16 protein-coding genes are annotated in these 17,027 nt (G+C 38.3%); 13 read left to right on the forward strand and 3 right to left on the reverse strand.

Translation table 11 applies throughout. From position 1 onward, the window contains the following. Window positions 1–16 precede the first annotated feature (16 nt). From GQR52_RS08485 to gorA, 3 genes are all read right to left on the reverse strand, one after another. Window positions 17–853 carry a mechanosensitive ion channel family protein gene (locus GQR52_RS08485; protein ID WP_165728135.1) on the reverse strand — a complete coding sequence of 279 codons (837 nt, stop codon included), beginning with the start codon at window positions 851–853 and terminating at the stop codon, window positions 17–19. A gap of 107 nt (window positions 854–960) precedes the next feature. Next, on the reverse strand, window positions 961–1,593 hold the full coding sequence (locus GQR52_RS08490) for a hypothetical protein (RefSeq protein ID WP_010553761.1): 633 nt from the start codon (window positions 1,591–1,593) through the stop codon (window positions 961–963). 264 nt (window positions 1,594–1,857) lie between these two features. Continuing rightward, window positions 1,858–3,219 carry a glutathione-disulfide reductase gene (gene gorA, locus GQR52_RS08495; protein ID WP_165728136.1) on the reverse strand — a complete coding sequence of 454 codons (1,362 nt, stop codon included), beginning with the start codon at window positions 3,217–3,219 and terminating at the stop codon, window positions 1,858–1,860. 78 nt (window positions 3,220–3,297) lie between these two features. On the opposite strand from gorA, the gene GQR52_RS08500 reads away from it, so the two are divergent. From GQR52_RS08500 to hscA, 13 genes are all read left to right on the forward strand, one after another. After that, window positions 3,298–3,972, forward strand: a complete 675-nt coding sequence (locus tag GQR52_RS08500; protein WP_165728137.1) for a DUF2461 domain-containing protein — start codon at window positions 3,298–3,300, stop codon at window positions 3,970–3,972. A gap of 86 nt (window positions 3,973–4,058) precedes the next feature. Then, window positions 4,059–6,098 (forward strand): oligopeptidase A, encoded by a 2,040-nt coding sequence (gene prlC, locus GQR52_RS08505; RefSeq protein ID WP_165728138.1) that lies wholly within the window; start codon window positions 4,059–4,061, stop codon window positions 6,096–6,098. 138 nt (window positions 6,099–6,236) lie between these two features. After that, window positions 6,237–7,415 carry a response regulator gene (locus tag GQR52_RS08510; RefSeq protein WP_165728139.1) on the forward strand — a complete coding sequence of 393 codons (1,179 nt, stop codon included), beginning with the start codon at window positions 6,237–6,239 and terminating at the stop codon, window positions 7,413–7,415. A 57-nt stretch (window positions 7,416–7,472) separates the two neighbouring features. Beyond that, window positions 7,473–8,228: a class I SAM-dependent methyltransferase gene (locus GQR52_RS08515; protein WP_024605444.1), complete on the forward strand. Its 756-nt coding sequence runs from the start codon at window positions 7,473–7,475 to the stop codon at window positions 8,226–8,228. Between the two features lie 262 nt (window positions 8,229–8,490). Further along, window positions 8,491–9,870 (forward strand): hypothetical protein, encoded by a 1,380-nt coding sequence (locus tag GQR52_RS08520; RefSeq protein WP_165728140.1) that lies wholly within the window; start codon window positions 8,491–8,493, stop codon window positions 9,868–9,870. Continuing rightward, window positions 9,870–10,595, forward strand: a complete 726-nt coding sequence (locus GQR52_RS08525) for a class I SAM-dependent methyltransferase (RefSeq protein ID WP_165728141.1) — start codon at window positions 9,870–9,872, stop codon at window positions 10,593–10,595. Before GQR52_RS08520 ends, GQR52_RS08525 begins: the two co-directional genes overlap by 1 nt. A gap of 447 nt (window positions 10,596–11,042) precedes the next feature. Further along, entirely contained in the window at window positions 11,043–11,768 is a 726-nt protein-coding gene (gene trmJ / locus GQR52_RS08530; protein WP_024589846.1) for a tRNA (cytosine(32)/uridine(32)-2'-O)-methyltransferase TrmJ, read from the forward strand. Between the two features lie 236 nt (window positions 11,769–12,004). Then, window positions 12,005–12,496: a Fe-S cluster assembly transcriptional regulator IscR gene (gene iscR / locus GQR52_RS08535; protein ID WP_165728142.1), complete on the forward strand. Its 492-nt coding sequence runs from the start codon at window positions 12,005–12,007 to the stop codon at window positions 12,494–12,496. Between the two features lie 24 nt (window positions 12,497–12,520). Further along, entirely contained in the window at window positions 12,521–13,738 is a 1,218-nt protein-coding gene (locus GQR52_RS08540; RefSeq protein WP_002958425.1) for an IscS subfamily cysteine desulfurase, read from the forward strand. 41 nt (window positions 13,739–13,779) lie between these two features. Further along, the gene (gene iscU / locus GQR52_RS08545; protein ID WP_007377675.1) at window positions 13,780–14,163 is read left to right on the forward strand and encodes a Fe-S cluster assembly scaffold IscU; all 384 of its coding nucleotides are present in this window, start codon (window positions 13,780–13,782) and stop codon (window positions 14,161–14,163) included. A 12-nt stretch (window positions 14,164–14,175) separates the two neighbouring features. Continuing rightward, window positions 14,176–14,499: an iron-sulfur cluster assembly protein IscA gene (iscA, locus tag GQR52_RS08550; RefSeq protein WP_007377674.1), complete on the forward strand. Its 324-nt coding sequence runs from the start codon at window positions 14,176–14,178 to the stop codon at window positions 14,497–14,499. A gap of 95 nt (window positions 14,500–14,594) precedes the next feature. Further along, entirely contained in the window at window positions 14,595–15,122 is a 528-nt protein-coding gene (hscB, locus tag GQR52_RS08555; RefSeq protein WP_165728143.1) for a co-chaperone HscB, read from the forward strand. A 41-nt stretch (window positions 15,123–15,163) separates the two neighbouring features. After that, window positions 15,164–17,026: a Fe-S protein assembly chaperone HscA gene (gene hscA, locus GQR52_RS08560; protein ID WP_165728144.1), complete on the forward strand. Its 1,863-nt coding sequence runs from the start codon at window positions 15,164–15,166 to the stop codon at window positions 17,024–17,026. Window position 17,027 lies beyond the last annotated feature (1 nt).

The following is a 17,027-nucleotide window of genomic DNA, read 5'->3' on the forward strand; positions in this document are numbered from 1 at the left end:
TTAATGAAGGTGGGGTTTATACCTCGCCTTCATCCACTTTATTTTTTTCAGCCTCTGCATACCATAACGCAAAAAAGCACTCTGTTAATTTATGCTCTATCTCAAGCGCCTTTTCTGTCGGGCAAAACAAGGTAAAGCTTGCTTTAAACTCACCTAAATCAGTTGTACCAAAGTGAATTACTGGTTCTGGGCCAGATATTTTTGCATCAAGTTTACGCTCAATCATCGAATTATAACGGCTTGCTACTTCTTGAAACTCTTCGCAATACAGCTTAGCTTGCTCAGTTAATGTGTCGTGAATAGGGTACGGGTTAAAGCTCTCTCTTCGGACAATAATAAAATGATGTGTAACAAAGCGTTTTACAAAGTTTAAGTTTTTAATAGAGCTGGTAATCAGCTTATTATTTGGTATGTATATGGTTTTTCTAGAAAATTGATAAGTATGTATATCAATTTCATGCATGGTTGTTTTTATCCAATCCGTTTCAGCTACTTCACCAAAGTAATCACCTACTTGTATCCAATCACCCACTCTAAACGGGCGAGTTGTTACGAGGTAAAAAAAGCCTATTACACACTGAATAAACTCACGCGTTGCAAGTACAATCGCCACGGCAAAAGCAGCAATAGAAAGTGCAAAGTTTTGAATTTCAGTAGACCATACAAATAGCAGCGATATCATCATTACAAAATTAATAAAGTGCTTAATATTGTGTGCGATGTAACGAATATCTTTTTCTTTTTTTTCTGCGCGATTTTTAGCCAGCTTATCAACAAGTACTTTTAGTACAAATGCAATTGTGATCATTACAATTGAAAGAAGAAACGGATGCAGCAATATATCTTTAGTCATAATATCCAATTAAACGCGAGTTGATAAAAACAGGCTCAGTATATTGATTTATTAAACCAATTAGCAAATTTAGTGCAAAAAAAGTAACCAATAAAAATGGAGAAACGCTATTGAGTTACTTCATCAGTGCAATGTTTGTGATTTTTAGCCATTCTTTTTCGGCATATGAGTACAAGCTCAATGGCTGAAATAAAGATTAGAGTATAGCCAAGCGTTTCTATACCCTCTTCAACAATGTTTTTTACTGCACGTACGTAGTCATCGCCCATTACTGAATGCCAAAATGCGCCTTTGCCCATCATTCGCGAAAATGCGAGTAAAGTAACCATGCCTGATAAGCAAATTCCATAACTAGGAGTGAGGCTATAGGCTTTTAAAGAGTTAAAAATACTTCCTCTGTTTGTTATTAAATAAACAAACACGCCAGCTAAAATTGAATAGACGATACTTTGCCAAGCGCCATCAAAAAAGTATAAGTCGAGGTAGGTATCAAACTCTCTTACAAACATCATTGCCGATAACGCAGCAAGTAATACTGCCGGTATTTTGAGTTGAAAGTTAATTCGCGAAGCATAGAAAAACAAAATACAGCTTAAAAAAGTTAAAACATCTTGCATATGTTCAGTAAGAGTTTCTTCACTGTAAAGTGCATACTGTTTTAATTCAAAGCCTTCAAGTTGAATTAAATGAGCAACACCCGCTAGGCATAATAAATAAATAAAAGATCGCAGTAAAAACATAAATAACCAAGAGAAACTATAAATGCGCGAGATTCTAATTGTAAAAATGGCTTAAAGCCAAAACAAAATTTAAACTTTTAATATTTTTATCGGTCTAAAATTTTTGCTGTTAAAATAATAGCTTAGATATTTATTTAATGTTGAATGGATGTTTTTAATGTGACGTTTTAAGTAGTTTGTTGTGCAAAATATAACAAGCATTAAAAAGCCCTTACTATTTACTTAGCAAGGGCTTTTTATAATTGAGAACTTAGAGTTTAGCGCCTAGCGCATCGTTACAAATTCTTCCGAGCCAGTCGGGTGAATCGCAACAACAGCATCAAAATCAGCTTTAGTTGCGCCCATTTTCATGGCAACTGCAAAACCTTGAATCATTTCATCAACCGCAAAACCAATACCATGTAGGCCAACTACTTTTTCGTCTGGGCCGGCACATACAAGCTTCATTTTACAAGGCTGGCGATGTTTAGTTACCGCTGTGTACATAGCCGTAAAACCAGATTGGTAAATCTTAACGTTTTCTTCGCCATACTGAGAAATAGCTTCTTGCTCAGTTAAGCCAATAGTCCCAATTGGTGGATGACTAAATACAACAGTAGGAACTAGGCTGTAATCCATTTTTAAATCATCTGGTAGCTCTTTATTAAATAAGCGCTCAGATAAAGTACGCCCTGCTTTTACTGCTACTGGTGTAAGTTCAATACCATTTTCGATTATATCGCCAACTGCATAAACGTTTTTAGCTGTAGTATTTTGATACTCATCAACTTTTACAAAACCACTGCTGTTTACTTCTACGCCCGCAGCAGCAACGTTAATAGCATTAGTTGTTGGCTCGCGGCCAATAGCCCAAATAACTTGATCAACGTTATGAGTTTTGCCGTTATCTAAATGTAGTGTTACAGAGCCGTCATCTTCTTTAACTAATTTATGGGGTACAGATTCAGTATGAAGAGTAGGGCCCTCAGCAGCCATAACATCAACAAGCGTATCTACAATATATGGGTCAAAACTACGAAGTGGGGCATGCTTACGTACAAATAAATGTGTTTCAGTACCTAAACCATGTAATACACCAGCAAGCTCAACGGCTATGTAGCCTGCGCCAATAACTGCAACGCGCTTAGGTTGCTCTTTTAGCTCAAAGAAGCCATTTGAATCGATACCGTGTTCAGCGCCTTCAATATGCGGAATGCTTGGGCGGCCGCCTACTGCAATTAATATATGATCGGCTGTGTAGTGCTCGCCGTTTACTTCAACTGTTTTATTATCTACAAATTTAGCAAAGCCTTTAATTACAGTAACGCCATTGCTAGCAAGGCCACTGTCGTAACCTTTATGAATTCGGCCAATGTAGGCTTCACGGCTTTCTACTAGTTTGCTCCAATCAAAGCCTTTAACTTCAACATTAAAGCCGTAATCTGGGGCATATAAATTAATTGCTTCGGCAACCTGAGCACCGTGCCACATTACTTTTTTAGGTACACAGCCCACGTTTACACACGTGCCGCCCATGTGTTTTGCTTCTATAAGTGCTACTTTAGCGCCACGCATTGCCGCTCTATTTGCAGAGGCAATACCACCACTGCCACCACCGATTGCAATATAATCAAAGTGTTGTGTCATTTTATGTCCTTAGGCGTTGAGTTTTATGCGCATTAGCATAACATTAAGTTTTAAAAATAAAGAGTGTTTAGGTGACCTATGTTTAGTAAAAAAACATTCGAATTTCTTGCTCAGCTTGATAAAAACAATAATAGAGACTGGTTTAACGACCATAAATCACAGTATGAGGAATACGTAAGAGAGCCCGCTTTAGATTTCATTAGGCAAATGCAAGCACCACTTGCTGATGTTTCTAGCCATTTTGTTGCATCAGATAAAAAAGTGGGCGGTAGCTTAATGAGAATCCATAAAGACGCGCGTTTTAGTAAAGATAAAACCCCATATAAAATTAATATAGGGATTCAATTTCGCCATTTTATGGGAAAAGACGTACACGCCCCGGGTTTTTACTTCCACTTAGCAAATGACGAATGTTTTGTAGGTGCTGGTATTTGGCGACCAGAATCAAAGGCGCTTAACGCAATTAGAACCTGCATAGATGAAAACCCAAATAGCTATAAAAAAGCAATTTATGATGAGCAATTTAAATCTATATTTGAAATGTCAGGAGAATCGCTAAAACGCCCACCAAGAGGTTTTGAAAAAGAGCACCCCTTAATAGATGAGCTCAAACGAAAAGACTTTATAGCCATTAGCCCACTTACTCAAAAGCAAATATGCAGTAATAACCTAGTTGATACGGTGTTAGAACGTTATAAAGTGGCCGACTCATTAATGAGTTATTTGTGTTTTGCTCTGGAGCAACCATATTAAAATTACACAACTTAAAAGCAGTTGAGTTGTTTTTTTACTTTTAGACCCAATTTAAAATGTAATGCATTAACGCAAAGAGAGTATTTATGAGCAACCCACTAATTGGCCTTGAAGGCTTACCACCATTTTCAAAAATAAAGCCTGAGTACGTAGTACCAGCACTAAAAGACGGTATTGAGCTTTGTCGTAAAGCCATTGATGACGTGCTAGCGAAAGGCTCATACACGTGGGATGACTTAGTATTACCCCTTGAAGAAGCTGACGATAAATTATCGCGCATGTTCTCCCCTGTATCGCATTTAAATTCAGTAATGAATAACGATGAATTACGCGAAGCTTACGAGCAGTGCTTACCGTTAATATCTGAATATTCAACATTTGTAGGTCAGCATCAAGGTTTATACACTGCGTACAATACGCTTTATAACAGCGACGAATTTAAAACGCTGACCACAGCACAACAAAAAACAATTACTAATGCGCTTCGTGATTTTAAATTATCGGGTATTGCATTAGCGCCGAAGCAGCAAACACGCTACGGCGAAATTAGCGCGCGTTTATCAGAACTTGCCTCAAAATTTGGCAACAACGTAATGGATGCCACACTTGCTTGGCACAAACACATTACTGATGAGAGTGATTTAGCAGGCTTGCCAGAATCAGCTCTTGCACTTGCAGCCGACACAGCAAAAAGTAAAGAATTAGATGGCTGGTTATTTACACTCGATTTTCCATCATATTTACCAATAATGGCTTACGCAGATAACCGCGAACTACGCAGAGAAACCTACACTGCGTTTTCTACGCGCGCATCAGATCAAGGCCCTAACGCCGGTGAGTTTGATAACTCAGCAATTATGAGTGAGGAGCTTGCGCTTCGTCATGAACTTGCGCAGTTACTAGGATTTAACAGCTACGCTGAAAAGTCACTAGCGACTAAAATGGCCGAAACACCAGAACAAGTATTCTCATTTTTAGAAGACTTAGCAGCTAAATCAAAACCACAAGCTGAGCAAGAAGTCGCAGAGCTAAAAGCGTATGCTGAGAAAAAACACGGTATTTCTGAATTAGAAGCGTGGGATTTTGGTTACTACAGCGAAAAGCTTAAGCAAGAAAAGTATGCAATTTCAGATGAAGTACTACGTCCTTACTTCCCAGCAAATAAAGTACTAAGCGGCTTATTCGAAACGGTTAATCGCTTATTTGGTATTAGCGTAAAAGAAGTGACCGATTTTGACACTTATCACAAAGATGTACGCTTTTTTGAAATTGTAGATAGCAGTGGCACGTTACGTGGTCGCTTTTATCTTGATTTATATGCACGCGACCACAAACGTGGTGGTGCGTGGATGGACGACTGTATGGGTCGTAAAGTACGTGCTAACGGCGAGCTACAAACTCCAGTGGCTTATTTAGTATGTAATTTTAATAAAGCCGTTGGAGATAAACCAGCGCTGTTTACTCATGATGAAGTAACTACTTTATTTCATGAGTTTGGTCATGGTATTCACCACATGCTTACACAAGTTGATGCCGCGCCAGTGGCAGGCATTAATGGTGTAGCGTGGGATGCGGTAGAGCTACCAAGTCAGTTTTTAGAAAACTGGTGTTATGACGAAGAAGCCCTGAGCTTTATTTCGGGCCATTATGAAACGGGTGAGCCATTACCTAAAGAGTTACTTGATAAGTTACTTGCCGCTAAAAATTACAATTCAGGCGTACAAATGCTGCGTCAAATTGAGTTCTCGCTATTCGACTTCAAAATTCATAATGATTATGTAGCAGATAAACCTTGTCAAATTCAAGCGATACTAAACGACGTACGTAGCCGTACATCAATTGTTAAACCGCCAGAGTTTAACCGTTTTCAAAATGGTTTTAGCCACATTTTTGCGGGCGGTTATAGTGCAGGTTACTACTCATATAAATGGGCTGAAGTACTTTCGGCAGATGCATTTTCTAAATTTGAAGAAGAAGGTATTTTTAACGCCGAAACAGGGCAAGCCTTTATGCAAAACATTTTAGAGAAAGGCGGTAGCGAAGAGCCAATGGAGTTATTTAAAAAATTCCGTGGGCGAGAGCCTAATGTTGATGCATTACTGCGTCACAGTGGTATTGCTGTTTAAAAAAAATGTTCAGCACAAACCAAATTAAAGCGCCTTAATGGCGCTTTTTTATTATTCTAAAATTATTATCTAATAATTTTTAGTAATTTTATCCTGCCGTACTATGCTTTCAACACATCTATTAAAATGGACTAAGGCATGGCAAAGTTGGTATTGGCAATTGATGACGACAAATATGTCCATCATATAATTGAAGAGTCTTTGGCAGGATTTTGTAAAATAATTCATGCAAAAGATGGCGATGAAGGATTAAGGCTAACCAATAAATACAACCCAGATATTATTTTACTCGATATTGAAATGCCAGGTATGTCAGGCTATGAGGTATGTAAAACAATAAAACAGAATGAAAACACCCAAGATATTCCCGTTATGTTTCTCTCATCTAAAATAGAGTTAAGCGATCGGGTAAAAGGTTACAGTGTTGGCGCATCTGATTACATCACTAAACCTTTTAACGCAGAAGAGTTAATAGCGCGAATAAAGGTACTTTACGAATATAGGCAAAAATGCGCAAAACTAAAACTAGATATAGTAAAAGCGAATAAAACAGCGGAAATAGCAATGACAGAGTCGGGCGATATGGGCCGAATAATGCGCTACGTTGGACAAAGTTATCACGCTAATAACTTTCAATCGTTGAGTGAATACTTTTTTACCTTTTTTGCTCCTTTAAATTTAGATGTTGTGGTGGTGTTTTGGTATCAAGGAAAAGGTATTTTTTACAGCCAGCAAAGTGGTGTTTGCCCATTAGAGCAAGAGCTGCTTGAGCAACATCGAAATGCTCAACGATTTGTTGATATTGGTAGCAGCACTATCATCAATTATCCCAAAGTGTCCCTTTTGATAAAAAATATGCCAGTTGATAACGATGCTTTGTATGGGCGCTACAAAGATCTGTTCCCGCATATATTAGAAGTAACCAACGAGAAGGTTGTTACCATGGAAAGAAGCGAAAGCAGTTATGAGCAGGCAGCTCAAATAAGTACAGCCCTTCAAGATATTGTTAAGCAGTTAACTACTCAAAATGTAGAGCAAAACAAAAGTACTAAAGAGTTTATAGAGCAGCTACATGAGCTTGACTGCGCTATTAAGCTACAACAAACACAAGCAAATCCTGCGGATCTCACTTTATATATATCTCAATTGGATCAAACAATGCAGTTATTTGTATCGGCTAATAGTGATTTAGCCTTTATCAAATATCAGCTTAAACAAGTTGCCGAAAGCCGCAATGAACTTATATCCAATTTACGTACTAAAGCGGAAGCCGCAAAGGTCAATACGAATCATCATAGTGATATAGAGCTATTTTAGTGCTTTAAAGTAAAGCGGTTGATATACTACAGGCGTATTTTATCGTCGGAGTTTATTGTGGTTATTCAGTGTGCTTTTAAAGAGTTACGCCCTTATTTAAATGAATTAGAAACACGCTTTGGTTTAGCCCAATGGGCGCAAAATTGCAGTGGCTTTAGCTTACATTACGATGATAAAGGGTTAAGTCTATTTAAAACCGACGAGCCAAAACTAGGTGCAATTAACGTTGATTTTGTAACCGGTGCTGCCGCCCATAGGCGTAAGTTTGGCGGTGGTAAAGGGCAAGCAATTGCCAAAGCGGTGGGTTTAAATAAAGGCGCAACGCCTGTTGTACTTGATGCTACCGCTGGTTTAGGGCGAGATGGTTTTGTACTTGCCTCGCTAGGGTGCAAAGTTATATTACATGAACGTCACCCGGTTGTAGCTGCACTTTTATACGATGGTTTAAAGCGAGCCTATAGCGATATTGAAATTGGTTTGTGGATGAAAGAAAACATGAGCCTAATATTTGGCTCAAGCCATACTTTGCTCTCTCAATGCGAAAGCATGCCTGATGTTGTTTATTTAGATCCCATGTTCCCGCATCGCGAAAAATCAGCATTAGTTAAAAAAGAAATGCGCGTATTCCAAGAGCTTGTTGGTGCAGACAACGACGCTGACGACCTACTTGATTTTGCCTATCCACTTGCCAGTAAGCGTGTCGTTGTAAAACGCCCTGATTACGCCCCATTCTTAAACGATAAAACCCCAAGTATGCAGATCAAAACCAAAAAGAACCGTTTTGATGTCTATGTAAAGGCGGCAATGGTTTAAACACTAAAATAGATTGGTATTTGTATGCGAAAATGTTATTTAAAATATATAAACTTAGTGCAAAATTGCAATAAATACTCTTGGAAATAAGAAACCTATTTTAAAAAATGATTTTTCTTAATTCGCTAAAATAGGATATCAAAATATTAGCTTTTAAATCATCAGAATACTATTAATCATACGATGTTTTTAGCTTTATTAACGATGTAATGATCTACGCTTCTACGTATTAGAAACTAACTAAAAGTCCTTAAAAATAAAAATGATACTTACAACAAAAATAAAATTCGACTCTCAGAATAACGATACTACAACTACTTTAGATAAATTCTTCCAATTTATTATTATTGATAAATTGGATGGAAATCGTTGTAAAGTGTCTATATATAATGCAATTTCATTTAGTAATGATGGCGATCATAGTAAATTAGTCATAGAATTTTTTGATCAAAAAAATGATCAAATTTCCAGCGTGAAATTTATGGACTACAAAAAGTTTTATGAAGAAACTAATATCCTCAAGCAATTCTGGGGGAAAAGTTCAGAATACTCTGCTAACATTTCAGCTACAATTAACAATTTTGCTAAAGATTTAGAATCTGAAGAAAGAACTAAGATACAGGAGGCTTTAAGTGCTTGTTGTTCTAGTGGTGTATTTGGTGTTTCAGAAAATAAAGATTCTATAGAAAACTTTATAATTAATCCATCGACAGCTGAGTTTTCAACGGGCCAAGTAAAGCTACCGTGTCATTTTCCAAGTAAACAAGAAGATAGTCCTAAATTACTCTCTAATGGCTATTGGTTTAAAGCTGAGTTTGAACTTGATTTAAATACGGGGCCTAGTGGATTTAATATTGAATCGAGATTAGAGTTTTCTAATAAATCAAAATTCAAATCGCCTGACTTTAAAATATATATTCAAACAGGAAAAAAATACGACTTAAGAAGTAGTAAAATTACTGTAGTTGGCCAGAAAACTGATTACTTCGGTGAAGTGGTTAAAGTTTTCTCTCAGTCCAAAATTAAATACTTTACAGAGTGGGCTGAACATGGCATTTATAGTTCATCCTTATTTAAAGCAAGCCCTGGTACAACTGCAGAAAAAGCAATTAAAGAGAGTGGGTTAAAGTCTATATCTGTTACTGCTGAACTTGAAGATTTAGAGCTTCCTCGTCGTAGAGAAATAAATTTATTAATTTTTAGTATTATTTTTTCTCTTTTTGCGTCTTTTGGATTTGATCGAACCAGGCAAGGTGATGTAGGGTTTAAAGACATTTTTCCATTTTCAAACTATCTATCTATAGATGTTAATTGGCTGATAGTATGCATTGGTATATTGATTTTTTATTATTCTCTCAAGAATTTCACATGGCGTTTGAGGTTTAAAATTATTGCTATTTCACCAATTTCCTTATGGTTTTTTAGTTATTTAATTTTAAATGGGAGTATTTGGGGTAATGAAATACTTGTAAGCAATATTGGACTTGCCTTTTCTCATTTTTTGTATAAATCCAATATTGTAATAGCTAGTATTTTGCTTATTGGGGGTGTATCTATAAAATTATCCGAAAAAATAAAAATACTTAGTAATTTTAAAATTAAATTTAAAAAAATTATCAAAGTACTCAAAGGGGAGTTGTAATGGAAATTTATAAAAACTTAATTTATGTAAAAACTCCTGTTGGAGGAGAGCACACTTTAGCGGAAGAGCTAACTTACGATAATAGGACCTATTATCGATACATGGATACGATTTATATACCTAATACACCTTCAAAATTGAGCATGGAAGATGTTGCCGCACTTTCTGAGATTAGAATTAAGTTAAATGATCAGGTAATTGATTATTCTTATACGAAAGAGCTAATTAATACTTTGATAAATAAAGTCGATGGTTTACCTATAAATAGCATCATTGATTTTGGGTGTGGGGGAGGAATTCTGTCTGAAGTTCTTGAAGTTGCAGATTACAGAAATAAAGTGAAAAAAATTGTTAGTCTCGATATTTCAAGCTTTGCTGTAGCTTCGGCTAAGAAAAAGTATAAGGAGTTTGAGCATTTTGCATTTGTATTCGATGGTTCTGAACCATTGCCTGTTCCAAGTAACTCTATTGATGCAATACTTTCTAGTTTTGTAATGCATTTTACCATTTATGATAACCAGCTCGAAGAACTATATCGAGTGCTTAGAAATGGTGGAAGCTTTATATATAATGATTACGTATATAATAAATATCCTTTTCATACGAAAAAGATAATCAATAAATTGAAAGATATAGGCTTTAATGTATACGAAGAAACGATTGATTTTCAACATCCGGATACAAAAGATTTGAAGTTACATAGAATTATCAAGGCCACAAAATAACTGAACTTAATAGTAAGTTTTTTGTTTAGGTGTATTAAGCCCCAATCCGTTTTTGGGGTTTTCGCTGCTATTAAAGATATTATACTTCTGAGCTTGTAAATATATATTTAACTTTTCCTAAAGTTTCAAAAATTAGTGTTAACTGTGAAATACTACTTTAGAGGGTTGTGTTTTAAACATCTTTCGAAAACAGAGTCATCTAATTAATTTATAATGCTAAGTAGCTTACGTTTTTCTCTAGTAATAACGCAATCTACCTGGGTGTGCATTTAGTTGTGCTGGTTTATAATAACTTCGCTAATTCAAGCAGTCCTCCACATCAAAGAAGCTTTTTATTTTACTGTATTAGCTAGTGGAGTTTTGGATCTAGCCTTTTGAATCTAGGATCTTATTACATTTTCATGTTAGAATTTGCGCAATTTTTTGGCATAGCAAAGTAGCACAGTAATGATCTTAGATGATATTCGCATTGTTTTAGTTAACACGTCACATTCGGGCAATATTGGTTCGGCGGCTCGCGCCATGAAAACCATGGGTTTATCAAAACTTTATTTAGTTGATCCTGCTTGCGAAATAGACAGCCAAGCAAGTGCATTAGCTGCAGGCGCAACTGATGTTTTAGGCAATGCAGTTATTGTAGGTACCGTTGAAGAAGCTATCGCTGACTGTACATTAACGATTGGCACAAGTGCGCGTTCTCGTACGCTTTCGTGGCCAATGGTTGAACCACGTGAATGTGGTGAAAAGCTCGTTGCTGAAGCCGTAAATGGTCCTGTAGCGCTAGTATTTGGTCGTGAAAACAGTGGTTTAACTAATGAAGAATTACAGCTTTGTAATTACCATGTATGTATTCCTGCTAATCCAGAGTACAGCTCGCTTAATTTAGCTATGGCCGTACAAACACTTAGCTACGAAACTCGCATGGCATTTTTAAATCAACAACCTAAAAAGGTTGAAGAAGACGATGCAGTTTACCCGAGCTCAAAGCAAACTGAGCTGTTTTATGATCACCTTGAAGACACGTTGTTTAAAACAGGCTTTATCATCAAGCAACACCCTGGTTTAGTTATGACTAAATTGCGCCGTTTGTTCAACCGAGCTCACCCTGAAGATGCTGAAATGAATATTTTACGCGGTATTCTCACCTCAATTAATAAGGCTATCCCTAAGTAACTTAGGTATAGCTATTAGTTATAAAAGACCTAGACTAATTAACGCGCTAATACTTGACTAAATTACTCAGGTAATTACAATGGCTGTAATACTTGACCAAAGAGGTCAAGTATTGAAAATTTGTTAACTCTACAATTTAAAAGTAAGAGTTTCTAAATCAAATTTTTATCAAGTGATAATACTTGACTAATTTACTCTGGTAATTAAAATTTGCACTCTTTTGTGCAGGGGGCGTTATGAAGTTAACATCAAAAGGCAGATATGCCGTTACAGCTATGCTGGATGTTGCACTACACACAGGTGTAGGTCCTGTAGCCCTTGCTGATATTTCACAAAGACAAGAAATTTCTTTGTCTTACCTTGAACAATTATTTGCTCGTTTACGTAAAAATGGCCTAGTAAGTTCTGTTCGTGGACCTGGTGGTGGTTATTTACTAGGGCGTGAAGCGAGCGTTATCTCTGTTGGCGATATTATTAGCGCCGTAGACGAATCGGTCGATGCAACACGTTGCCAAGGTGCCGATACCGGCTGTCAGAGTGGTATGCGTTGTTTAACACATAATTTGTGGTCAGACTTAAGCGCACGCATAGAAGAATTTTTGAATAATATTACCCTTGCTGAATTGGTGAAAAAATCAGATGTGAAAGAAATAGCATCGCGCCAAGATAACAGTATTAATAATGCAATTAAGCAGTTGGAAAACATTCAAGTAAGCTGTCAACTTTAAGGTTGACCTGCAGCGGAGAGAGAAATGAAGTTACCGATTTATTTAGATTACGCAGCGACCACGCCTGTTGACGAACGTGTTGCTAAAGAAATGATGCAATGCCTAACAATGGACGGTAAGTTTGGTAATCCTGCGTCACGCTCACATCGTTTTGGTTGGCAAGCAGAAGAAGCTGTTGACCAAGCGCGTACAGATATTGCTGATTTAATTAATGCAGACCCACGTGAAATTGTTTTCACATCGGGTGCAACAGAATCAAATAACCTTGCTATTAAAGGTGCAGCACAGTTTTACAAGAAAAAAGGTAAGCACGTTATTACCGCTAAAACTGAGCATAAAGCTGTAATCGACACATGTCGTGAGCTTGAGCGCCAAGGTTTTGAAGTAACTTATATGGACGTTGAAGAAAACGGCCTACTTGATCTGCAAAAACTTGCCGACACAATGCGTGACGACACAGTACTTGTAAGCATCATGCACGTTAATAACGAGCTAGGTGTAATTCAAGATATCGCGACTATTGGCGAAATGTGTCGCGAACGTAAAATTATGTTCCACGTAGATGCAGCGCAAAGCGCGGGTAAAGTATTAATCGACGTGCAACAGCTTAAAGTTGATTTTATGTCGTTCTCTGCACATAAAGTGTATGGCCCTAAAGGTGTTGGTGCACTTTACGTTCGTCGTAAACCACGTGCCCGCCTTGAAGCGCAAATGCACGGTGGCGGACATGAACGCGGTATGCGTTCAGGTACTCTAGCTACTCACCAATTAGTGGGTATGGGTACTGCGTTTAAAATTGCTAAGCAAGACTTTGAAAAAGATCATGCACACATCAGCGCATTACGTAATCGTTTAATTGACGGCATTATGGCTGATATGGACGAAGTATACTTTAACGGCACACAAGACCAATCAGTACCTGGCATTGTAAACATCAGCTTTAACTTTGTTGAAGGTGAGTCGTTACTTATGGCAGTAAAAGACATTGCAGTATCGTCAGGTTCAGCCTGTACATCTGCAAGCTTAGAGCCTTCTTATGTATTACGTGCACTTGGCCGTAACGACGAATTAGCACACAGCTCAATTCGTTTTAGTATTGGTCGCTTTACTACCGAAGAAGAGATTGATTACACCGTCGAATTAATGAAAAACTCTATCGGTCGCCTACGTGAGATGTCTCCTTTATGGGAAATGCATCAAGAAGGTATTGATTTAGATTCAGTTGAATGGGCTCACCACTAATAGTGTGAGCACATACCCTAGCAGGTAATGAGGATAGAATAATGGCTTATAGTGATAAAGTAATCGACCACGTAGAAAACCCACGTAACGTAGGTACTCTAGATAAGAACGATCCGTCAGTGGCAACGGGTATGGTAGGCGCACCAGCATGTGGTGACGTAATGAAATTGCAAATTAAAGTATCTGCCGAAGGCGTTATTGAAGATGCAAAATTCAAAACCTACGGTTGTGGTAGCGCAATTGCTTCATCTTCACTTGTAACAGAGTGGGTTAAAGGCAAAACGCTAGACGAAGCAGCGACAATTAAAAACACTGATATCAGTGCAGAGCTAGAATTACCACCAGTGAAAATTCACTGTTCAATTTTAGCCGAAGATGCAATTCAAGCAGCAATTGCAGACTACAAAAGCAAACAAGCGAAGTAAGAAGAGAAACTCATGGCAGTGACATTGACAGATGCGGCAGCAAACCGCGTACAATCATTTTTAGCAAACCGCGGTAAAGGTTTAGGCCTGCGCGTTGGCATTAAAACGACGGGCTGTTCAGGTCTTGCTTATGTACTTGAGTTTGTTGACGATTTAAACGAAGACGATGAAACTTTTGCGGCTAAAGGCGTCACATTAATTGTTGACGCTAAAAGCTTAGTTTACATCGATGGCACAGAGCTCGACTACACTAAAGAAGGCTTAAATGAAGGGTTTAAATTTAGAAACCCTAATCAAGCAGATGAGTGTGGTTGTGGCGAAAGCTTTACCGTTTAAGCTTTAAAGATCTTTGTAGTATAAATAAGCCCTGCCAGTAAATGTAGGGCTTTGTTATTTTTGAAATTAATTTCTGAATTTTATTGGTTGAAGTTATGCGCTATTTTGAGTTATTTGCAATACCAGTTGACTACAATATTGATTTAGTAACAGTTAACAAGCACTACTTGGAATTACAACGTACTGTGCATCCCGATCGCCACGCCAATGCGAGCAGCCGCGATAAATTGATGGCTGTGCAAAGCGCCGCCGAAATTAACGATGCGCTACAAACATTAAAGCACCCAGTAAAGCGTGCTGAATATATGTTAAGTGAGCTAGGCGTTGATATTCGTGCCGAGCAGCAAACCTTGCAAGATCCAATGTTCTTAATGCAACAAATGGAACTTCGCGAAGAGCTTGAAGAGTTAACATCGTCGAGCGATCCTGATGCTGCGATTGCAAATTTTGAAAAACAAATTAAGCAACTAAACGCGCAGTACAGTGAACAACTTGCAGAACAACTAGCAAGTAACGATGAGCAGCAATATCAACTTGCCGCAGACAATATTCGTAAACTGAAATTTGTTTATAAGTTACGTGACGAACTAGAGCGCATTGAAGACAGTTTATTTGACGATTAATTACTTGCTGCAAAGCGAGCAACACGAGTTTAAAGAGCATTATGGCATTATTGCAAATTGCTGAGCCGGGGCAGAGCGCGGCACCACACGAACATAAACTAGCTATTGGTATTGACCTTGGTACAACTAATTCATTGGTTGCAACAGTACAAAGCGGCGAAGCTCGCACGTTAACTGATGATCTCGGCGCGGCTATGTTACCGTCGGTTGTTCGTTATCAAGCAGGCGGTATTACTGTTGGCGCAGAGGCTGCACAAGCTGCAACGCAAGACCCTGCTAATACACTTATTTCGGTTAAGCGTTTTTTAGGTAAAACTCAGGCTGAAATAGAGCAAAGTTATGGCCAACTACCTTATGACTTCTGTGAGCACAATGGTGCGCTAGCAATAGAAACTGCGGCAGGTAAAATCAGTCCAATTAAAGCATCAAGCCATATTTTAGCTGCATTAAAAGCACGAGCTGAGCAAAGTTTTGGCAATCAAGAAATTTTAGGGGCTGTAATCACAGTACCAGCGTACTTTGATGACGCACAGCGCCAAAGTACTAAAGATGCCGCAGAACTTGCTGGTATTAACGTACTACGTTTATTAAATGAGCCAACAGCAGCAGCCGTTGCTTATGGTTTAGATTCTGGGCAAGAAGGTATTATTGCTGTTTACGATTTAGGCGGTGGTACATTTGATATATCAGTACTTAGATTACACCAAGGTGTGTTTGAAGTTATGGCAACGGGTGGCGACTCAAGCCTAGGTGGCGATGACTTTGACTCACTACTTGTTGATTACTTTAAGCAGCAAACAGGTGTGTCAGCGTTGTCACCTTCAGTTTTACGTTTATTCATCAATAAAGCAAAAGCGTGTAAAGAAGCATTAAGCCAATACGCTAAAGTAAACGTGGGTCTTGAGTTTGACGATCAAAAATACACCGTAGAAGTAACACGCGAAACGTTTGACGAAATGGCTATGCCCCTCGTTAAAAAAACGCTGCGCTCGTGTCGTCGTGCTGTAAAAGATGCTGGCATAGAAAACGACGAAGTACTGCAAGTTATTATGGTTGGCGGTTCAACCCGTATGCCACTGGTACGCAGCCAAGTACAAAGCTTTTTTGATAAAGAACCACTAACTTCAATCGACCCCGATCGTGTTGTAGCTCTAGGTGCCGCGCTTCAAGCTGACGTGTTAATTGGCAATAAGCCAGATTCTGACATGTTATTACTAGATGTATTACCGTTATCGCTAGGCCTTGAAACTATGGGTGGTTTGGTTGAAAAAATCATTCCGCGCAATACAACGATTCCGGTAGCACGCGCACAAGAATTTACGACGTTTAAAGACGGCCAAACAGCTATGTCATTACATGTGCTGCAAGGTGAGCGTGAGCTTGTTGATGATTGTCGATCGCTTGCTAAGTTTAGCTTAAAAGGTATTCCACCAATGGCGGCAGGTGCTGCGCATATTCGTGTAACCTTTAAAGTTGATGCTGATGGCCTATTAAGTGTTTCAGCTATGGAAAAATCAACAGGCGTACAAGCTGAAATTCAAGTTAAGCCTTCGTTTGGTTTATCTGACGACCAAGTAGCTAACATGCTAAAAGAGTCAATGAGCAACGCTAAAGGCGACATGCAAGCACGTATGCTTAAAGAGCAACAAGTAGAAGCGTTACGCGTAATAGAAGCGCTTAATGCATCACTTGCAGCCGATGCTGCATTACTTGACGATATGCAACTTGCTAACTTACGCGCTGAAATTGCAGAACTGGTAAAAGTACGCGAAAATGCTCAAGAGCCAAACGAAATAAAAGCAGCTATCGAAAAAGTCGATAATGCGAGTAGCGACTTTGCATCGCGCAGAATGGATGCATCAATTAAAAAGGCCCTTACAGGGCAGTCAGTAGACAACATTTAAG

Origin of the sequence: Pseudoalteromonas sp. 31A1, from assembly GCF_011378815.1 — a bacterium.
GTDB classification, from domain to species: Bacteria; Pseudomonadota; Gammaproteobacteria; order Enterobacterales; family Alteromonadaceae; genus Pseudoalteromonas; species Pseudoalteromonas arctica.

Coding starts and splice junctions, on each gene's coding strand:
- gorA (WP_165728136.1), bottom strand. CDS start 3,219: ATGACACAACACTTTGATTATATTGCAATCGGTGGTGGCAGTGGTGGT.
- hscB (WP_165728143.1), top strand. CDS start 14,595: ATGCGCTATTTTGAGTTATTTGCAATACCAGTTGACTACAATATTGAT.
- GQR52_RS08490 (WP_010553761.1), bottom strand. CDS start 1,593: ATGTTTTTACTGCGATCTTTTATTTATTTATTATGCCTAGCGGGTGTT.
- GQR52_RS08525 (WP_165728141.1), top strand. CDS start 9,870: ATGGAAATTTATAAAAACTTAATTTATGTAAAAACTCCTGTTGGAGGA.
- GQR52_RS08540 (WP_002958425.1), top strand. CDS start 12,521: ATGAAGTTACCGATTTATTTAGATTACGCAGCGACCACGCCTGTTGAC.
- hscA (WP_165728144.1), top strand. CDS start 15,164: ATGGCATTATTGCAAATTGCTGAGCCGGGGCAGAGCGCGGCACCACAC.
- iscU (WP_007377675.1), top strand. CDS start 13,780: ATGGCTTATAGTGATAAAGTAATCGACCACGTAGAAAACCCACGTAAC.
- trmJ (WP_024589846.1), top strand. CDS start 11,043: ATGATCTTAGATGATATTCGCATTGTTTTAGTTAACACGTCACATTCG.
- prlC (WP_165728138.1), top strand. CDS start 4,059: ATGAGCAACCCACTAATTGGCCTTGAAGGCTTACCACCATTTTCAAAA.
- iscR (WP_165728142.1), top strand. CDS start 12,005: ATGAAGTTAACATCAAAAGGCAGATATGCCGTTACAGCTATGCTGGAT.
- GQR52_RS08510 (WP_165728139.1), top strand. CDS start 6,237: ATGGCAAAGTTGGTATTGGCAATTGATGACGACAAATATGTCCATCAT.
- GQR52_RS08520 (WP_165728140.1), top strand. CDS start 8,491: ATGATACTTACAACAAAAATAAAATTCGACTCTCAGAATAACGATACT.
- GQR52_RS08485 (WP_165728135.1), bottom strand. CDS start 853: ATGACTAAAGATATATTGCTGCATCCGTTTCTTCTTTCAATTGTAATG.
- iscA (WP_007377674.1), top strand. CDS start 14,176: ATGGCAGTGACATTGACAGATGCGGCAGCAAACCGCGTACAATCATTT.
- GQR52_RS08500 (WP_165728137.1), top strand. CDS start 3,298: ATGTTTAGTAAAAAAACATTCGAATTTCTTGCTCAGCTTGATAAAAAC.